The organism is Halorubrum sp. CBA1229 (genome assembly GCF_003721435.2).
Taxonomy (GTDB): Archaea; Halobacteriota; Halobacteria; order Halobacteriales; family Haloferacaceae; genus Halorubrum.
Genome location: NZ_CP054585.1, coordinates 1,414,236 through 1,429,844, shown reverse-complemented (window position 1 = coordinate 1,429,844; position 15,609 = coordinate 1,414,236). Strand labels below are relative to the sequence as shown.

Annotated in this window: 16 protein-coding genes; 8 read left to right on the top strand and 8 right to left on the bottom strand. The window is 70.3% G+C overall.

The window, feature by feature from the left end:
* Positions 1–366 precede the first annotated feature (366 nt).
* The 5 genes from hisB to Hrr1229_RS07150 all read left to right on the top strand — a co-directional run bounded on the left by hisB (position 367) and on the right by Hrr1229_RS07150 (position 7,448).
* The gene (gene hisB / locus Hrr1229_RS07170; protein WP_123113533.1) at positions 367–963 is read left to right on the top strand and encodes an imidazoleglycerol-phosphate dehydratase HisB; all 597 of its coding nucleotides are present in this window, start codon (positions 367–369) and stop codon (positions 961–963) included.
* 94 nt (positions 964–1,057) lie between these two features.
* Positions 1,058–3,550, top strand: coding sequence for an ATP-dependent DNA helicase (locus Hrr1229_RS07165; RefSeq protein WP_123113534.1), 2,493 nt, complete (start codon positions 1,058–1,060; stop codon positions 3,548–3,550).
* Between the two features lie 74 nt (positions 3,551–3,624).
* Entirely contained in the window at positions 3,625–4,143 is a 519-nt protein-coding gene (gene cgi121, locus Hrr1229_RS07160) for a KEOPS complex subunit Cgi121 (RefSeq protein ID WP_255212583.1), read from the top strand.
* Positions 4,144–4,615: 472 nt separating this feature from the next.
* Positions 4,616–5,224 carry an IMP cyclohydrolase gene (locus tag Hrr1229_RS07155; RefSeq protein WP_123113536.1) on the top strand — a complete coding sequence of 203 codons (609 nt, stop codon included), beginning with the start codon at positions 4,616–4,618 and terminating at the stop codon, positions 5,222–5,224.
* A gap of 91 nt (positions 5,225–5,315) precedes the next feature.
* Positions 5,316–7,448 (top strand): S9 family peptidase, encoded by a 2,133-nt coding sequence (locus Hrr1229_RS07150; protein WP_123113537.1) that lies wholly within the window; start codon positions 5,316–5,318, stop codon positions 7,446–7,448.
* Here the strand turns inward: Hrr1229_RS07150 and Hrr1229_RS07145 are convergent.
* From Hrr1229_RS07145 to Hrr1229_RS07130, 4 genes are all read right to left on the bottom strand, one after another.
* Complete coding sequence (locus tag Hrr1229_RS07145; RefSeq protein ID WP_123113538.1) at positions 7,445–7,828, bottom strand: helix-turn-helix domain-containing protein; 384 nt, start codon at positions 7,826–7,828, stop codon at positions 7,445–7,447. The two genes, Hrr1229_RS07150 and Hrr1229_RS07145, sit on opposite strands and share 4 nt — an antisense overlap.
* Before the next feature lie 71 nt (positions 7,829–7,899).
* On the bottom strand, positions 7,900–8,142 hold the full coding sequence (locus tag Hrr1229_RS07140; protein ID WP_123113539.1) for a hypothetical protein: 243 nt from the start codon (positions 8,140–8,142) through the stop codon (positions 7,900–7,902).
* Between the two features lie 50 nt (positions 8,143–8,192).
* A complete protein-coding gene (locus tag Hrr1229_RS07135; RefSeq protein WP_123113540.1) occupies positions 8,193–8,879 on the bottom strand; it encodes a DUF5828 family protein in 687 nt (228 codons plus the stop codon).
* 90 nt (positions 8,880–8,969) lie between these two features.
* Positions 8,970–9,203: a hypothetical protein gene (locus tag Hrr1229_RS07130; protein ID WP_123113541.1), complete on the bottom strand. Its 234-nt coding sequence runs from the start codon at positions 9,201–9,203 to the stop codon at positions 8,970–8,972.
* Positions 9,204–9,383: 180 nt separating this feature from the next.
* On the opposite strand from Hrr1229_RS07130, the gene Hrr1229_RS07125 reads away from it, so the two are divergent.
* On the top strand, positions 9,384–9,764 hold the full coding sequence (locus tag Hrr1229_RS07125; protein WP_123113542.1) for a cupin domain-containing protein: 381 nt from the start codon (positions 9,384–9,386) through the stop codon (positions 9,762–9,764).
* Positions 9,757–10,386 carry a hypothetical protein gene (locus Hrr1229_RS07120; protein WP_123113543.1) on the top strand — a complete coding sequence of 210 codons (630 nt, stop codon included), beginning with the start codon at positions 9,757–9,759 and terminating at the stop codon, positions 10,384–10,386. Before Hrr1229_RS07125 ends, Hrr1229_RS07120 begins: the two co-directional genes overlap by 8 nt.
* Before the next feature lie 56 nt (positions 10,387–10,442).
* Here Hrr1229_RS07120 and Hrr1229_RS07115 read toward each other — a convergent pair whose 3' ends face one another.
* From Hrr1229_RS07115 to Hrr1229_RS07100, 4 genes are all read right to left on the bottom strand, one after another.
* Positions 10,443–12,296, bottom strand: a complete 1,854-nt coding sequence (locus tag Hrr1229_RS07115; RefSeq protein ID WP_123113544.1) for a carbon starvation CstA family protein — start codon at positions 12,294–12,296, stop codon at positions 10,443–10,445.
* A gap of 184 nt (positions 12,297–12,480) precedes the next feature.
* Positions 12,481–13,458 carry a TRC40/GET3/ArsA family transport-energizing ATPase gene (locus Hrr1229_RS07110; protein WP_123113545.1) on the bottom strand — a complete coding sequence of 326 codons (978 nt, stop codon included), beginning with the start codon at positions 13,456–13,458 and terminating at the stop codon, positions 12,481–12,483.
* Positions 13,458–13,754 (bottom strand): hypothetical protein, encoded by a 297-nt coding sequence (locus tag Hrr1229_RS07105; protein WP_123113546.1) that lies wholly within the window; start codon positions 13,752–13,754, stop codon positions 13,458–13,460. Before Hrr1229_RS07105 ends, Hrr1229_RS07110 begins: the two co-directional genes overlap by 1 nt.
* Before the next feature lie 98 nt (positions 13,755–13,852).
* Positions 13,853–14,068, bottom strand: a complete 216-nt coding sequence (locus tag Hrr1229_RS07100) for a hypothetical protein (RefSeq protein ID WP_123113547.1) — start codon at positions 14,066–14,068, stop codon at positions 13,853–13,855.
* Positions 14,069–14,340: 272 nt separating this feature from the next.
* On the opposite strand from Hrr1229_RS07100, the gene Hrr1229_RS07095 reads away from it, so the two are divergent.
* Positions 14,341–15,591, top strand: a complete 1,251-nt coding sequence (locus tag Hrr1229_RS07095; RefSeq protein ID WP_123113548.1) for a GTP-binding protein — start codon at positions 14,341–14,343, stop codon at positions 15,589–15,591.
* Positions 15,592–15,609 lie beyond the last annotated feature (18 nt).

The window sequence follows — 15,609 nt, the reverse complement described above, 5'->3', positions numbered from 1 at the left end:
TCACTTATAAGCAAGTGACACCAAATCGGCGGAGAACAACTCCAAAGCCCCAGCCGCGACGACTCGCGCGGCTTGCTGTGCTCCTCGCTCGCGTTGCTCGCTGCGGTGCTTGCTGCGCCGGGCTTCGCCCTCGCGGCTGCCCCTTTGAGCCCCGCCCGACCGCACCGTCACCGCAGCCTCACGCCTCCCCAGCCTCGTCGCGGCTGCCTTTGGCAGCCGCGGGCTCCCTCGCACGCGCTCCTCGCGCCCTGCGGGCGCTCGGAGGCGCGCGCCACCGCAACATCCCTTTATACTGAACTCTCCTTTATACTGAACTCTCTCTCCCACACCCGCAACCGACTTACGAATCCGCCGCGACGGGCCGGTATGAGCGATCACGACCGGACGGCCGCGGTCACCCGCGAGACGAGCGAGACGACGATCGAGCTCACCCTCGCGATCGACGGCGACGGCGACAGCGAGGTCGACACGGGGATCGGCTTCTACGACCACATGCTGGCGTCGTTCGCCAAGCACGGCCTCTTCGACCTCACCGTCAGGTGCGACGGCGACACCGAGATCGACGACCACCACACGGTCGAGGACGTCGCGATCTGCCTCGGCGAGGCGTTCGACGAGGCGCTCGGCGACAAGCGCGGTATCCGGCGGTACGCCGACCGACGGGTCCCCCTCGACGAGGCGGTCGCGAGCGTCGTCGTCGACGTGGCCGGGCGCCCGTACTACGACTTCTCGGGCGAGTTCTCCCAGGAGTCGGTCGGGGAGTTCACCAGCGTCATGGCCGACCACTTCGCGCTGTCGTTAGCGCACAACGCCGGCCTGACGCTCCACGCCGCGGTCGAGACGGGCGACAACGCGCACCACGAGGTGGAGGCCCTTTTTAAGGCGCTCGCGCGGGCGCTCGACGACGCGACGCGGCTCGACGAGCGCCGCAGCGACACGCCGAGCACGAAGGGCGAGCTATAGCGGAAGCGGCGGGTCGGCCGCGATGGGACGAGCCCGCTCCCCGCCACCGCCCCGTTCCGACGGTTTAAATCGGGTCGGGGCCCACCCTCCGGTAATGCAACCGAGTTCGCTCTCCGGGCTCCCCGCGGGCGTCGGCGAGGCGCTCGAAGCGGAGGGCGTCGCCGAGCTGTACCCGCCCCAAGCGGCCGCCGTCGAGGCCGGCGTCGTCGACGGCGACAGCCTCGTCGCCGCGGTCCCGACCGCCTCCGGGAAGACCCTGATCGCCGAGCTCGCCATGCTGTCGGCGATCGAGCGCGGCGGCAAGGCGCTGTACATCGTCCCGCTGCGCGCGCTCGCCAGCGAGAAGAAGACCGAGTTCGAGCGCTGGGAGGACCACGGCGTCACGGTCGGCGTCTCCACCGGCAACTACGAGTCCGACGGCGAGTGGCTGGCGACCCGAGACATCATCGTCGCCACCTCGGAGAAGGTCGACTCGCTGATCCGCAACGGCGCGCCGTGGATCGACGACCTCACCTGCGTCGTGAGCGACGAGGTCCACCTGGTCGACGACCCGAACCGCGGCCCGACCCTCGAGGTCACCCTCGCGAAGCTCCGGAAGGTGAACCCCGGGCTCCAGACGGTCGCGCTCTCGGCGACCGTCGGCAACGCCGACGTCATCGCCGACTGGCTCGACGCCGGGCTGGTCGAGTCCGACTGGCGGCCGATCGACCTCCGGATGGGCGTCCACTTCGGCAACGCGATCGACTTCGCCGACGGGAGCAAGCGGGAGGTGCCCGTCGAGCGCGGCGAGGACCAGACCGCCCGGCTCGTCGCCGACGCGCTCGACACCGAGGAGGACGGGCAGGGCGGCTCCTCGCTCGTCTTCGTCAACTCCCGCCGCAACGCCGAGTCGTCGGCCCGGAAGCTCACGGACGTCACCGGCCCGCGGCTCACCGACGACGAGCGCGACCGCCTCCGCGAGCTCGCCGAGGAGATCCGCGGCGTCTCCGACACGGACACCTCGGAGGACCTCGCCGACGCGGTCGCGCAGGGGTCGGCGTTCCACCACGCGGGGCTCGCGAGCGAGCACCGGTCGCTCGTCGAGGACGCGTTCCGCGACCGCCTCATCAAGTGCATCTCGGCGACACCAACCCTCGCCGCCGGCGTCAACACCCCCGCGCGTCGGGTGATCGTCCGCGACTGGCGCCGCTACGACGGGGAGTTCGGCGGCATGAAACCCCTCGACGTGCTGGAGGTCCACCAGATGTGCGGGCGCGCCGGGCGGCCCGGGCTCGACCCCTACGGCGAGGCGGTCCTGCTCGCGAACGACGCGGACACGAAGGAGGAGCTGTTCGAGCGGTACCTCTGGGCCGACCCCGAGCCGGTCCGCTCGAAGCTCGCCGCCGAGCCCGCGCTCCGGACCCACGTGCTCGCCACCGTCGCCTCCGGCTTCGCCTCCACCCGCGACGGCCTCCTCTCCTTCCTCGACAACACCCTCTACGCGACCCAGACGGACGACGAGGGGCGGCTCGCAGCCGTCACCGACACGGTCCTCGACTACCTCGCCGTCAACGACTTCGTCGACCGCGACCGCGACGGCGGGAGCGAGAGCCTGACCGCGACCGGTATCGGCCACACCGTCTCGCGGCTCTACCTCGACCCGATGAGCGCCGCGGAGATGATCGACGGGCTCCGGTCGGTCGGGGGCGGCGCCGTCGGGGACGCCGACGCGGCGACGGGCGGGGCCGACACCGGCGAATTCGTCATGACCGCCGACGACGACGGCGACGAGCCAGGGTTCGGGACGTACACGCGGGCCGGCGAGGACGGCGAGGAGAGCGAGGGTCCAAACTCCGAGGGCGACGCCGACGCCGCGAGCGATTCCGACGGCGGCGGAGACGCCGCCGCTCCCGAGGTCACCCCGCTCGGCCTCTACCACCTCGTCAGCCGCACCCCCGACATGTACGAGCTCTACCTGAAGTCCGGGGACCGCGAGGAGTACACCGAGCTCTGCTACGAGCGCGAGGGCGAGTTCCTCGGCGACGTGCCCTCCGAGTACGAGGACGTGCGCTTCGAGGACTGGCTCGCGTCGCTGAAGACGGCGCGCCTCCTGGAGGACTGGGCGAACGAGGTCGACGAGGACCGCATCACGGAGCGGTACGGCGTCGGCCCCGGCGACATCCGCGGGAAAGTCGACACGGCGGAGTGGCTGCTGCGCGCGGCCGAGACCCTCGCACGCGACGTGGAGGGCGTCGACGGCGACGTCGTCGTCGCGGTCCGCGAGGCCCGCAAGCGGATCGAGTACGGCGTCCGCGAGGAGCTGCTCGACCTGGCCGGCGTCCGCAACGTCGGTCGGAAGCGCGCCCGCCGGCTGTACGAGGCCGGCGTCGAGACCCGCGCGGACCTCCGCGAGGCCGACAAGGCAGTCGTGCTCGGCGCGCTCCGCGGCCGGGAGCGCACCGCCGAGCGCATCCTCGAGCACGCCGGCCGCGAGGACCCGTCGATGGACGACGTGCGGCCGGACAAGTCGGCGTCGGCCGCGGCGACCGCCGGCTCCGCGAGCGACGAGAGCGGCGACGGGCAGGCGAGCCTGGGTGATTTCGAGTGAGCGGCGAGGACGCTCTCGGCACCGGCGGAAGCGACGACGCCCTCCCAGACCCCCCGACCCCGCCCCACCGACTCGTGCGCGGAACGGTCGCGATCGACGACCTCGACGGCTTCCTCTCCCGGCTCGACGAGATCGGCGCCGAGACCGGCGCGGTCGTGCAGGCGTTCGACGCCGACCTCGTCGTCTCCGACGCGCACCTCCGCGAGGCGACCCGCCTCGCCGCGCGGGCGGTCGCCCGCGGCGAGGCCGTCGCGCGCGACCCGGGCGTCGAGATCATGCTGTACGCGGCCGGCCGACGGCAGATCGACCGCGCGCTGGCGCTGGGCGTCTCCGAGGGCGAACAGCGCGCGGCCGTGCTCGTCGCCGACTTCGGCGGCGTCCCCGGCGCGGACCGCCCCGCCGCGGACCTCGACGCGGCCGCCGCGGCGGTCGAAGAGCTGACGACCGAGGCGGACGGCGCGGGCGACGGCGACTTCGACGCCGAGCGCGTCAGGGAGTTCTACGGCGTCTCCGACCGCGAGCTCGCGGCGACGGCCGGCGACCTGACCGACGTCGTCCGCGAGCGGGTCGCGCTGCTCGACGTCGAGAAGTGAGCGGGATGGCGGGCGAACGGTTCCCATACCCCTTGGTTTCTACTGGAAACCGCAGTACGTGAGCGGTTTTTGATTCCAAGTGAAAGAAGACGTCGAGGCGAACGAGGCGATCCACGCGAAACGAACCCCCGCAGATGAACCGAAGCGGGGCGCCAGTTCGGGGTCGGAGACAGGCGAACCGCGAGAATAGTCCATCCTGGATTCGAACCAGGGTCGTTGCCCCCAGAAGGCAACAGGATTGGCCACTACCCCAATGGACTGTGCGCAACCATCGATAGCCAGTGCGTGTTTGTAAGCGTTGCGCGTCGCCGGCCCTCTGTCACGCGTTCACAGAGAGCGGCGGATCGGGACGGCGAGGCGGAGTCGCGGGCCCCGCCGCCGCTGCGAACACAGGGCTCGACCGGCACCGAGTCTGATCGACGAACGTGCGTATATCGATGCGTTTTACTCGCCCGAATAACCACGAAGCTGTATGTACGTCGGACGATTCGTCGTCGTCGCCCCTGGAATCGGCGCCTACCGCGTCTCCTCCCGCTCGTTCCCGAACCGACGCGTGCTCGACCGCGACGGGACCCTCACGGTCGGACCGACGCCGGACGCGCCCGAGACGGACAACCCGTACGTCTCGTACAACTGCGCGCGGCGGGTCCGGACGCCGGCGGACGAGCCGCTGGCGGTCGTCGGCAACGGCTCGCACGTCGACCCGATCGCGGAGAAGCTCGAGCTGGGGTACCCGGCGCGCGACGCGCTGGCGACGCCGCTGCTCGCGCTCGACTTCGAGAAGGACGACTACGACACGCCGCGGATCGCCGGCGTCGTCGGGAGCGAGACGGCGACGGTCGGCGTCGTCCGCCGCGACGCGCTGCTCGTCGAGGCCGTCGACGAGCCGACGATCGTCGCCACCTACGAGACCGACAGCCCGGAGCCGTACGCCCTCGCGGCGGCGGACGGCGAGCGTCAGGACGCGAGTGCGGCCGCGAGCGAGGTCCTCGGCGCCGACTTCGAGCACCCGGTGTGCGCCGCGGGCGCGACCGTCGACGACGACGGCGTGACGCTCGCGTTCGAGAACGGCGACGCGTAGCGGGCGCCCGAGGCGGGGGCGTCCGCGACGTCCCGACCGACCCCTTTTCCGGCTCCCGACGCCTTTTGCCCGCGGCGGTCGACCCGACTCCATGGAGCGCGTCACCGCGGCCGACTACCAAGACATCGCGACGCCCGCCGACCCGCGGATCTCGCCCGACGGGGACCGGGTCGCCTTCCTGCGACGCCAGCCGACCGACGACGAGGAGTACGAGGCGACGGTGTACCTCGCCGACGTCGCGGGCGGCGACCCCCGCCGGCTCACTCTGGCCGAGGGCTCCGACGCGGAGCCGCGCTGGAGCCCGTCCGGCGACCGGATCGCGTTCACGTCGACGCGGGGTGCCGACGACGACCGCCAGCAGCTGTGGGTGCTCCCGGTCGACGGCGGCGAGGCCCGGCGGGTCACCGACGTCGTCGGCGGCGTCTCGGAGATCGCGTGGTCGCCCGACGGGGAGCGGATCGCCTTCGTCCAGTCGGTGACCGCCGAGGACCGCGAGGAAGACCGCGATCTGTCGGTGCCGGCGGAGTACGAGCCCGACGAGCACCCCGACCCGCGCGTGATCGACCGCACCGTCTACCGCTCCGACCAGCAGTTCTTCGACGGCCGGCGGTCGGGCGTGTACGTCGTCGACGCGGACGCGGCGGTCGGCGGCGCGACCGCGACGGACCCCGCCGAGGGCGTCGAACGGGTGACCGACCGCGACGCCGACTTCGCCGCGCCGGACTGGGGGGACGCCGACACGCTCTATTTCGCCGAGGAGGTCGGCGACGACCCCGACGACTCCGCGGAGATCGCGATCCGCGCGCACGACGTCGAGTCGGGCGAGACCGAGCACGTCCACACGACGACCGGCTGGGGCGCCGCGATCGCGGCGACCGCCGACGGGCGGGTCGCGTTCACCCACGCCGAGCCGGAGCAGGTGTCGATGCAGCCGGTCGACCTCCGCGTCGTCGACCGCGAGACGGGCGCGGTGACCGACCTCACGGGCGAGATCGACCGCGGGCTCGGCTACGAGGCCGCGCCGCAGTGGGGCCCGGACGACGCGACGCTGTACTTCGCGACCCCCGACGAGGGGAAGACGGCGCTGTGGCGCGTTCCGGCCGACGGGGGCGCGGCGCCCGAGCGCTTCCTCCGGCCGGGGACCGTCTCCGGCGCGACCGTCGGCGGCGACGACGGCGCCGGGCCGGGCGAGGTGACCGTCGCGTTCGCCGCCAGCGAGCCGGACCACCCGGGCGACGTCTTCGCGCACGACGCGTGGAGCGGCGAGACGACCCGTCTCACGGAGCTGAACGCCGACTACCTCGCCGAGCGCGAGATTCCGAAGCCCGAGGAGATCCGGTTCGAGTCGGACGGGACGGAGATCCAGGGGTGGGTGCTGACGCCGCCGGAGTTCGACCCGGACGGCGAGGGGGGCGAGGAGGACGAGGAAGGCGAGGAGTTCCCCCTCGCAGTCGAGATCCACGGCGGCCCCCACGCGATGTGGTCGACCGCGGGGACGATGTGGCACGAGTTCCAGACGCTCGCGGCCCGCGGCTACGTCGTCTTCTGGTCGAACCCACGCGGCTCGACCGGCTACGGCGAGGCGTTCATGCAGGCGATCGAGCGCGACTGGGGCGACGTGACCCTCTCGGACGTGATGGCCGGCGTGGAGGCGGTCGCGGAGCGCCCGTACGTCGACGAGACGAACGCCTTCGTCACCGGCGGCTCCTTCGGCGGGTTCATGACCGCGTGGGCGGTGGGCCAGACCGACTACTTCCGCGCGGCCGTCTCCCAGCGCGGCGTCTACGACCTGACCGGCTTCTACGGGTCGACCGACGGGGCGTACAAGCTGCTGGAGGGCGACTTCGACACCGTCCCCTCCGAGGAGCCCGGGTGGCTCTGGGAGCAGTCCCCGACCGGCCACGCCGACGAGGTCGAGACGCCGACGCTGCTGGTCCACAGCGAGGACGACACCCGGACGCCGATCTGCACGGCGGAGCTGTACCACCGGATCCTCCGGAAGAACGGCGTCGACACGCGGTTCGTGCGCTACCCGCGCGAGGGCCACGAGCTCTCCCGCTCGGGCGAGCCCGGGCACGTCGTCGACCGCATCGAGCGGATCGTCCGCTGGTTCGACGGCTACTCCGAGCACCACGACGCGCCGCGGGCGCTCGACCGCCCCGACGAGGAGGGACTGAGCGCCGCGGAAGACGGAGACGAGGAGGGCGAGGCGGACGAGAGCTAACCGCTCTCTTGGTCGTCCGGGTCGAAGCCCTCGATCGCCGCGTGGACGCCCTCGACCCACTCGTCGAGCGCGTCGTGGAGGCGCTCTTTCGCCTCCGGGACCGGGATCGCGGTGTACTGGTAGACGTAGCCGCCCGAGTCGAGCAGGCGGCGGCGGCGCTCGACGAGTCCCTTGTCCCGCAGCGTCGACAGCGAGCGGTTCACGTTCGACCGGTCTCGGTCGAGGGTCTCGGCGAGCTCGGCGACGGTGCTCCCCGGGTGATCGAGTAGCGTCAGGTACGTGCGGCTCTCGTGGTCCCGAATCCCGAACACGCAGGAAAGCACGTGTTCGAACGAGGGGGAGACGTCGCCGACGAGGTCCTCGATCTCGGGGTCGCTCATGGGGGTCGTTCGACTGCGGCCGGGTTAAAAGCCGTCATCGCCGACGGGGGTCGGCGTCCGCGGACGAGCGGCTACTGCTCGGAGGCGGCGTACCCCATGCGGTCGATACAGCCGCGCATCTCCGCTTCGTCCGCGTGGCGGTGGAGGTTCGTCGGCGTGTCACAGTGGTACGTTTCCCCGTCGTAGCGGAGCACGACCTCGTGGCGCCCGCCGGCGACCTCGACGTCGACGAGGACCCGGCTCCCGTCGTTGAGCGCGTCGATGATCTCGTCGGACGACAGCTCGCCGGCCTCGATCCGGAGTACCTCGGTCATAGGTCCCCTTCGCGGGTCGTCGGATTAAAACCGTGCGTGTGTCGACGGGGCTACGTCATCGTCGAGTCCGGGCCGCCCTCCTCCTCGGGCGGTTCGACGCCCTCGGCGGCGGCGACGTCGTCGGTGCGCTTCTCGGTCTCGACGTGCCAGCGGTCGATCTCGGACTCGTACTCGGCGAGGATGTCGCTCACCTCCGCTTTCAGCTCGTCGTCGTTGACGTTCACCTCGAACTCGAACGTCTCGCCGTCCTCGCCGCGCCCGACCTCCTGGATGTTGGCGCTGACGAGCTCGTTGTCGAAGTAGTACGGCGCCATCTGGGTCATCACATTTTGGTAGACGGTGTCTTCCACCTTCCGGAGCGCCTTGCGGCTCGCCGAGTCGGCCGCGCGGGCGACGTGGCCGATCGACTCGCCCCACCGCTCCATGGCGCTCTCGGTGTCGTTCTCCTCCACCTTCTCGTAGGACTCGGTGAGCTTCTCGCCGGCCGTCTGGAGGTCGTCGCCCGGCGTCTTGCCGGCCTGTTCGCCCTCGCCCTCGCCGACGGACGCCTGCTCGGCGGTCTTCGCCGACACGTCCTCGTCGATGCGCTCGTGGGACTTCGGGCGCCAGTCGTCGAACTCGTAGAAGGCGTCGCCGTCGGCACCCGTCTCGCGGAGCGCTAAGGCGATCCGCTCGCCGTGCTCGACGACGTCGCCCCAGTCCCCGCGCACCTTGAAGCCGGAGATGCTCTCTTCCATCGCGTGGGCCCCCGTAGGAAACGAACGCGTATAAGTCTCTCCGACGCGGCGCGAGCGTGCGCCGGTACCCCGGTCGATGAGCGCGACCGCCTACTTCCCGTACGAGAGCCGACGCCCGAGTTCGTCGACCCGGTCCTTGAGGTCGCTGAGGAACCCGGCGGGCGACACGCGCCGGATCGAGGACTCGTCGACCTCGATGCGCTCGCCGGCGAACGGGTCGTGCTCGGTGCGTTCGTCCGGGTCTTTGTCCCCGTTCACCGCGCCCACGACGGTCGACATGGAGCACCGTCCGCACGCCTCCGCTTGGATCTCGTCGTCGGACATGTGTATCTCTACCGAACGATCGTGTTCGACGGCCTTAAATCCCCTCGTCGGCCCCGCTACGGGACGTTCTCTGTCGTCACCGTCGACCTCGGAACCGACCGACGCCGGCCCGATGCCGGTCCGCTGTCGACCCGACGCCGGCCCGACGACCTTTTCAATCGCTCCGTGGAATGAGTTCACATGGGATACCGCGTCGTCGACACGGACTCGGTGGAGCCGAAGCCCGACCGCCCCTGTGAGTGCCGGAAGCTCGCCGGGCCGGGGGGGTTCGACTCCGCGGCGATCAACCGGTTCCGCGCCGATCCGGGCGAGCAGCTCCCGCTTGCGTACCACTACCACGAGACCCAACAGGAGGCGTTCTACGTCCTCGACGGGACGCTCTCGGTGGAGACGCCGGAGGGGATCTACGAGGTGCCCGCGGACGACCTGTTCGTCGTCGACCCCGAGAGCCCGCAGCGCGCGTACAACCCGGCCGACGCCGACGGCCCCGTGACCGTGCTGGCGATCGGCGCGCCGCCCGCCGCGGACGACGCGGTCGCCTACGATCCGGACGATGAGTGACGCGGCCGGCGGGGACGGCGACCGGCGCGCGCCCGAGGAGCTGCCGGCCGAGATCCGGGAGGCGGTCCCCGACTACGACGACGAGTACCTCGATCGCGTCTCCGACCGGCTGATGTACAGCTACGACCTCGACGCCGACGTCGTCGTCGACGGCGAGCGCTTCGAGCTGACCGCCGAGATGCGGATGCGCAACCAGAAGCAGTTCCTCCACCCCGCCCTGAGCTACGCGGACCACGACGTGATGGAGCACCTGTTCGCCCGGCGCGTCGCCGCCCCGACGGTCGGGGAACTGGAGCGGCTCGTCGAGTTCGCCCACGGCGTCGCCGACGAGCGCGTCGACGGGAACGAGCAGCACTACGGGACCGATATCACGGTCGTGCTCGTCGCAGACCGGATCCCTGAGGACGTCGCCGAGTTCGTCGACGGGTTCCGGGACCGGACGCTGCTGAAGCTGGGCTACTACGGCCACTACGAGGTGAACCTCGTCGTCGTCGCGCCCGACGAGGAGCGGCTCGTCGCCAGCGAGGCCGCGAGCAGCGCCGAGGCGCTCCGGCTGTGGGAGCCGGTCGAGAAGCCGGACGACGGGATCTTCTCGCGGTTCGCCAAGCGGTTCTGGCGATAGCTGGGGCGCGAAAGTGCACTTTTAAAAAGAAACAGCACCGCGGAGCGGCGTCGCCGTCAGTCGTCGCTCGGCTCGGCCGCGGGCGCGTCGCTGCCGCGCACGGACCGGAGATTACCGACCCCGATCCGGACGAGGGACAGCGCGATGTAGATCAACACGATCCCGAGGATCATCTGCGCCGCGGACGACAGCTGCGCGCCGAGCGTCCCGGCGCCGCCCTGAATGAGGTTGACGTAGAGGTTGTTGTACAGCGCGACCCACGTCAGCCCGAGGACGGTGATCGTCACCATCACCGCCATCGGGACGCCGGTGGAGACGAGCTGCTTGGACTCATCCCAGTTGGCGAGCCACACGGTCGCCGTCAGCAGCGCGAGCGCCGCCAGCAGCTGGTTCGCGCCGCCGAACAGTCCCCAGAGCGTCTGCCACTGGCCCGAGATGACGAGCACGTACGCGATGCCGATCTGGATGACCGGATTCGTGTATCGACCGCGAGCGGCCGCTCCGATACCGCCGGAGAGCCCGGAGACGGTCATGCCGTCGTCCATGCCGACGATCTCCTCCATCATGTACCGACCCAGGCGCACGGCGGTGTCGGTGGAGGTGAGCAGGAAGCTCACCAGGACGAGCGCCATGAACACGCTCCCGATCGCCTGCGGGATCCCGAAGCTGGTGAGGATGATCCCGCCGCCGGTCGCGAAGTTCGGCAGCGCGCCGCCGATGCCGCCGGCGGCCGCGTCACCGGCGAAGCCGGCGACCGCGAGCGTCGACAGCGCGAGGGCGCCGAGCAGCCCCTCGCCGAGCATCCCGCCGTAGCCGATCAGGCGGGCGTCGCTCTCCTTGTTGAGCTGCTTCGAGGTTGTCCCCGAGGAGACGAGCGAGTGGAACCCGCTGATCGTCCCGCAGGCGATGGTGATGAAAAGCAACGGGAACAGCGGGAACAGGCCGGCCGCCTCGATCCCCCAGAAGCCCTCGAAGACGCCGATCGAGGAGTCGATCGTGAGCGCCTGGCTCGACGTGCCGAAGATCGTGCCGACGATGATCGCCAGCACGCCCCCGCCGACCCCCGCGTACAGCAGGAACGACGAGAGGTAGTCACGCGGCTGCAGGAGCACCCAGACGGGGAGGGCGCTCGCGATGCCGGCGTACACCATCACGACCGGGATCCAGGCGGCGGTGTTGCCGCCGAGCGCCGCCGCGCCCGGGACCCAGCTGCCCGTGCTCCCGCTGAACAGGACGAACGTCCCCGCGGGGTGGCTCCCCTCGGCGAGCGCGAACAGCGCGAACGGGTACTGGATGCCGACCCAGACGCCGGCGAAGACGCCGGCGACGAACAGGATCGTCCCCGGGACGAACGGTCCGTTGAGCTGGTAGAGGTAGACGCCGAACGCGAGCGCGAGCGCCACGTACACGAAGCTCGCGGTCGTTACCTGCGGGAACGCGTTGAACACAATCCCCACGACCAGCGCGAACACGGCGACGACGAGGATGATAGTGAGGAACGCGAACCACAGCAGCAGGTTCTTCCCCCGTTCCCCGACGTACTGGCCCACGATGTACCCGATCGAGCGCCCCTCGTGACGGATCGAACTCGACAGCGAGATGAAGTCGTGGACCGCGCCCATCAGCGGGTTGCCGATCGCGATCCACAGCATCGCGGGGACCCATCCCCAGATGGCCCCCGCCGTGATCGGGCCGACGATCGGCGCGCCGCCCGCGATGCTCGAGAAGTGATGCCCCAGTAGTACCGGCTTCTTCGACGGTACGTACTCTTGGCCGTCCTCGTACTTGTGTGCCGGCGTCTCCCGCTCGTCGTCGAGTTCGACGAACCGCGAGAGGTACCGCGAATACCCCATGTATCCGACAGTGAACGTTCCGAGGACCGCGACCATTATCCATATTACGTTTGTCATGAGTTCCCCTGCCTCACGAAATCGGTTCGGAAAGAGCGTATTAAATATTGGCTTCGACCGTGATAGTTACGCGGGAGACCCGAGCGGATCCCCCGACTCGAAGCCGTACGGCGATTCGTTTCTCCGAAATGAACTTTGATTTCGCGACTCGAACGTCGGTTCTTACTCGCGCGCGCTCAGAGAACTACTCGCGCGCGCCCACGGGGTGTCCTGTTTCGACGTCGAGCGCGGCCGCGACCTCCGCGAGCACGTCCCCGCGGACCTCGCTGGTCCGCGACTCGATCTCGGCGACCAGCGGCGGGTCGAACTCCTCGCGGACCTGATCGAGCCGCTCGCGCTCGGTCGCGACCTTGTCCCGGAGGTAACTGGCCCCGCGCCCCTCCTCGTCGTCGTCCGGCGACGGGGTGAGCTTGTTCGCCACGAGCCCGCGGACCCGGAGGTCGCGCTCGGTGAACCCCTCGATCGCCCGACCCGTCTCGTTGACCGACAGCTGGTCGGGGTTCAACACGAGGAAGAAGGCGGCGTCGTTCCGCATCGTGTCGCCCGCGAACTCGAAGAACTCCTTGCGGCGCTGGAGCCGCTCTAAGACGGGGTCGCCGTCCATCAGCCGCCGCGGCTCCATGTCGCCGATCGCGGCCTTCTCGAACAGGTCGATCGACTGCTTGCGCTTGTACAGCAGGCGGTCGATCCAGTCGCCGAGGAACTCCGGGAGGCCGAGCAGCCGCAGCGTCGACCCGGTCGGCGCGGTGTCGAAGACGACGCGGTCGTACGGTTCGCTCTCCTCGCGCATCACGTCCACGAACGCGTCGAAGAGGGCGGACTCGTACGCGCCCGGCGTCCCGTGCGACATCTCCAGCTGGCGGTTGATCTCCGAGACCATCGCCGCCGACACCTGCTCGGAGAGCGCCTCGCGGATCTCCTGGAGGTGTCGCTGCATCTCGTCTTCGGGGTCGATCTCCATCGCGTCGAGCCCGTCGACCCCGTCGACCGGCTCGGGGTCGTCGCCGAACCCCTGATCGAACACGTCGGACACCGAGTGCGCCGGGTCGGTCGAGACGACGAGCGTCCGCAGCCCCGCGTCCGCGCAGCGGTGCGCGTAGGCGCACGAGACGGTCGTCTTACCGACGCCACCTTTTCCGCCGAAGAAGACGAACTGCTCCATCAGAAGTGGTACTGCTGGCCCTTCCGTTCCATGAGGCTCTCGCGGTCCCACAGCCGCCGCTCCCACGCCTCGAACTCGTCTTCGAGGTAGGGGAGCAGCTCGGCGGTGTAGTACGAGACCGGCGAGGGGATGCCGAAAGCGTCGGGGAAGCACGCGAGCATGAACTCGTCTTCCACGTCCTCGGCCTCCTTCTCGATCTTCTCGTAGGCCGGGTGGGTGAACATCCCGTGGTACAGGCCGCGGAGCCACTCCTCGAGCGCGGCTCGGAACGCCTCGATCCGGTCTTCAACTGTCATTATCGGTCGTGACGGTCGGGGCGTGTTAAAAGCTGTCGCGGTCGGGCGTCCGGCGCTCGTCGGCGGTTCGCGTCGGTCGCTCGGAGGAACCGAGCCGCTCAGGCGGAGTTGCCGTCGGCGGTCAGCTCGGCCTGCGGCGCGTCCGAGTCGCCCGACTCCTCGCCCTCGTCGAGCTCCGGCTGGTCGCTCTGGTCGGGAGACGGCGTGTGTGCGTCCCCGTCGAGCGCGCCCCAGACGAGGTACAGCATCGAGGCGACCATCAGGATGGTCATCGCGATCGCCACGATCCCTACCGCCGATACGTACTGGAACATGGTCTGCGGTGCGCGGGCGCGACGTATCAACGTATCGGCTTCCGGTGAAAGCAACGTATCGGCTTCCGGTGAAAGCAACGTATCGGCGTCCGGCGGAAGCAACGTATCGGCGTCCGGCGGAAGCAACGTATCGGCGTCCGGCGGAAGCAACGTATCGGCGTCCGGCGGAAGCAACGTACCGGCGTCCGGCGAGAGGGTACGGGGGACCGGCGGCGAGTCCCCTCCGTTCCGCCGTCGCGACGTTGAAGGGGCCCGCACACCGACCGATCGTCATGGACGACGATCGGATTCCGGTGACCGTGCTCTCGGGGAGCCTCGGGGCGGGCAAGACGACGCTGCTGAACCACCTCCTGCGAAACGCCGGCGAGCGCGACATCGCGGTGCTGGTCAACGACATGGGCGACGTCAACGTGGACGCCGAGCTGATCGCCGAGGAGTCCGAGGTCGACGTCGAGGGCGTCACGGAGCTGTCGAACGGCTGTATCTGCTGCGAGCTCCAGGACGACTTGGAGACCGCCGTGGTGCGGCTCGCGAACGAGCGCTCCTTCGACAACCTGGTCGTCGAATCGTCCGGCATCTCCGAGCCGGCGCCGGTCGCGCGGCTGTTCACGACCGAGTCGCGCGCGGCGGCCCGCTACCGGGTCGACGCGCTGGTGACCGTGATCGACACGCGGCGGTTCCTCGACGCCTTCGGCGGCGAGGAGACCCCCGAGCGCCGCGTCGCCGCGGACGACGAGGAGGAGGCCCGCCCGCTCTCCGACCTCCTCGTCGAGCAGGTCGAGGTGTCGAACCTCGTCGTGTGTAACAAGGCTGACCTCTGCACCGACGCGGAGATGGACGAGGCGATCGACCTCGTGGGCGCCCTCCAGCCCGACGCGGAGACGATCGTCGCGGAGTTCTCCGCGGTCGACCCCGACCGGATCCTCGACGTCGGGCTGTTCGACGCGGGCGAACTCGGCGACCTGCCGGGATGGAAGCGGGCGCTGGCGGAGGCCGCCGAAGACCACGCCGATCACGACGGTGAGGGCCACGCCCACGGCGACCACGCGCATCGCCACCCGGACGAGGTGTACGGGATCACCTCCTTCACCTACCGCCGCCGGCGGCCGTTCCATCCGGACCGGATCGCCGCCGTCCTCCGCGATCTGCCTCCCGAGGTCGTCCGCTCGAAGGGGACGCTGTGGGTCGCGGGCACGGACCAGCGCCAGCAGGTCGGGCAGGCCGGCGCGTCGGTCCGGGTCACGGCCCTGGGGCCCTGGATCGCGAGCCTCCCGTCGGTCGAGCGCGACATGCTGCGCTCGAACCGGCCGGAGCTCGACTGGGACGACGAACACGGCGACCGGCTGACGGAGTACGTCGTCATCGGCACGGCTGTCGACGAGTCGGCGATCCGGGAGCGCCTGGACGACGCCCTCGTCACCGACGAGGAGTGGGCGGCGGTCGGAGAGGACGAAAGCGAGATCGACGGGGAGCTCCCCTTCCCGACCGAGCAGGGCGAGGAGCTGGCGCTCCGCGAGCCTTAAAAAGGAGCGTCGACCCGG

Coding starts and splice junctions, on each gene's coding strand:
- Hrr1229_RS07100 (WP_123113547.1), bottom strand. CDS start 14,068: ATGTTCCAGTACGTATCGGCGGTAGGGATCGTGGCGATCGCGATGACC.
- Hrr1229_RS07155 (WP_123113536.1), top strand. CDS start 4,616: ATGTACGTCGGACGATTCGTCGTCGTCGCCCCTGGAATCGGCGCCTAC.
- hisB (WP_123113533.1), top strand. CDS start 367: ATGAGCGATCACGACCGGACGGCCGCGGTCACCCGCGAGACGAGCGAG.
- Hrr1229_RS07095 (WP_123113548.1), top strand. CDS start 14,341: ATGGACGACGATCGGATTCCGGTGACCGTGCTCTCGGGGAGCCTCGGG.
- Hrr1229_RS07110 (WP_123113545.1), bottom strand. CDS start 13,458: ATGGAGCAGTTCGTCTTCTTCGGCGGAAAAGGTGGCGTCGGTAAGACG.
- Hrr1229_RS07135 (WP_123113540.1), bottom strand. CDS start 8,879: ATGGAAGAGAGCATCTCCGGCTTCAAGGTGCGCGGGGACTGGGGCGAC.
- Hrr1229_RS07120 (WP_123113543.1), top strand. CDS start 9,757: ATGAGTGACGCGGCCGGCGGGGACGGCGACCGGCGCGCGCCCGAGGAG.
- Hrr1229_RS07140 (WP_123113539.1), bottom strand. CDS start 8,142: ATGACCGAGGTACTCCGGATCGAGGCCGGCGAGCTGTCGTCCGACGAG.
- Hrr1229_RS07165 (WP_123113534.1), top strand. CDS start 1,058: ATGCAACCGAGTTCGCTCTCCGGGCTCCCCGCGGGCGTCGGCGAGGCG.
- Hrr1229_RS07105 (WP_123113546.1), bottom strand. CDS start 13,754: ATGACAGTTGAAGACCGGATCGAGGCGTTCCGAGCCGCGCTCGAGGAG.
- Hrr1229_RS07150 (WP_123113537.1), top strand. CDS start 5,316: ATGGAGCGCGTCACCGCGGCCGACTACCAAGACATCGCGACGCCCGCC.
- Hrr1229_RS07125 (WP_123113542.1), top strand. CDS start 9,384: ATGGGATACCGCGTCGTCGACACGGACTCGGTGGAGCCGAAGCCCGAC.
- Hrr1229_RS07145 (WP_123113538.1), bottom strand. CDS start 7,828: ATGAGCGACCCCGAGATCGAGGACCTCGTCGGCGACGTCTCCCCCTCG.
- Hrr1229_RS07115 (WP_123113544.1), bottom strand. CDS start 12,296: ATGACAAACGTAATATGGATAATGGTCGCGGTCCTCGGAACGTTCACT.
- Hrr1229_RS07130 (WP_123113541.1), bottom strand. CDS start 9,203: ATGTCCGACGACGAGATCCAAGCGGAGGCGTGCGGACGGTGCTCCATG.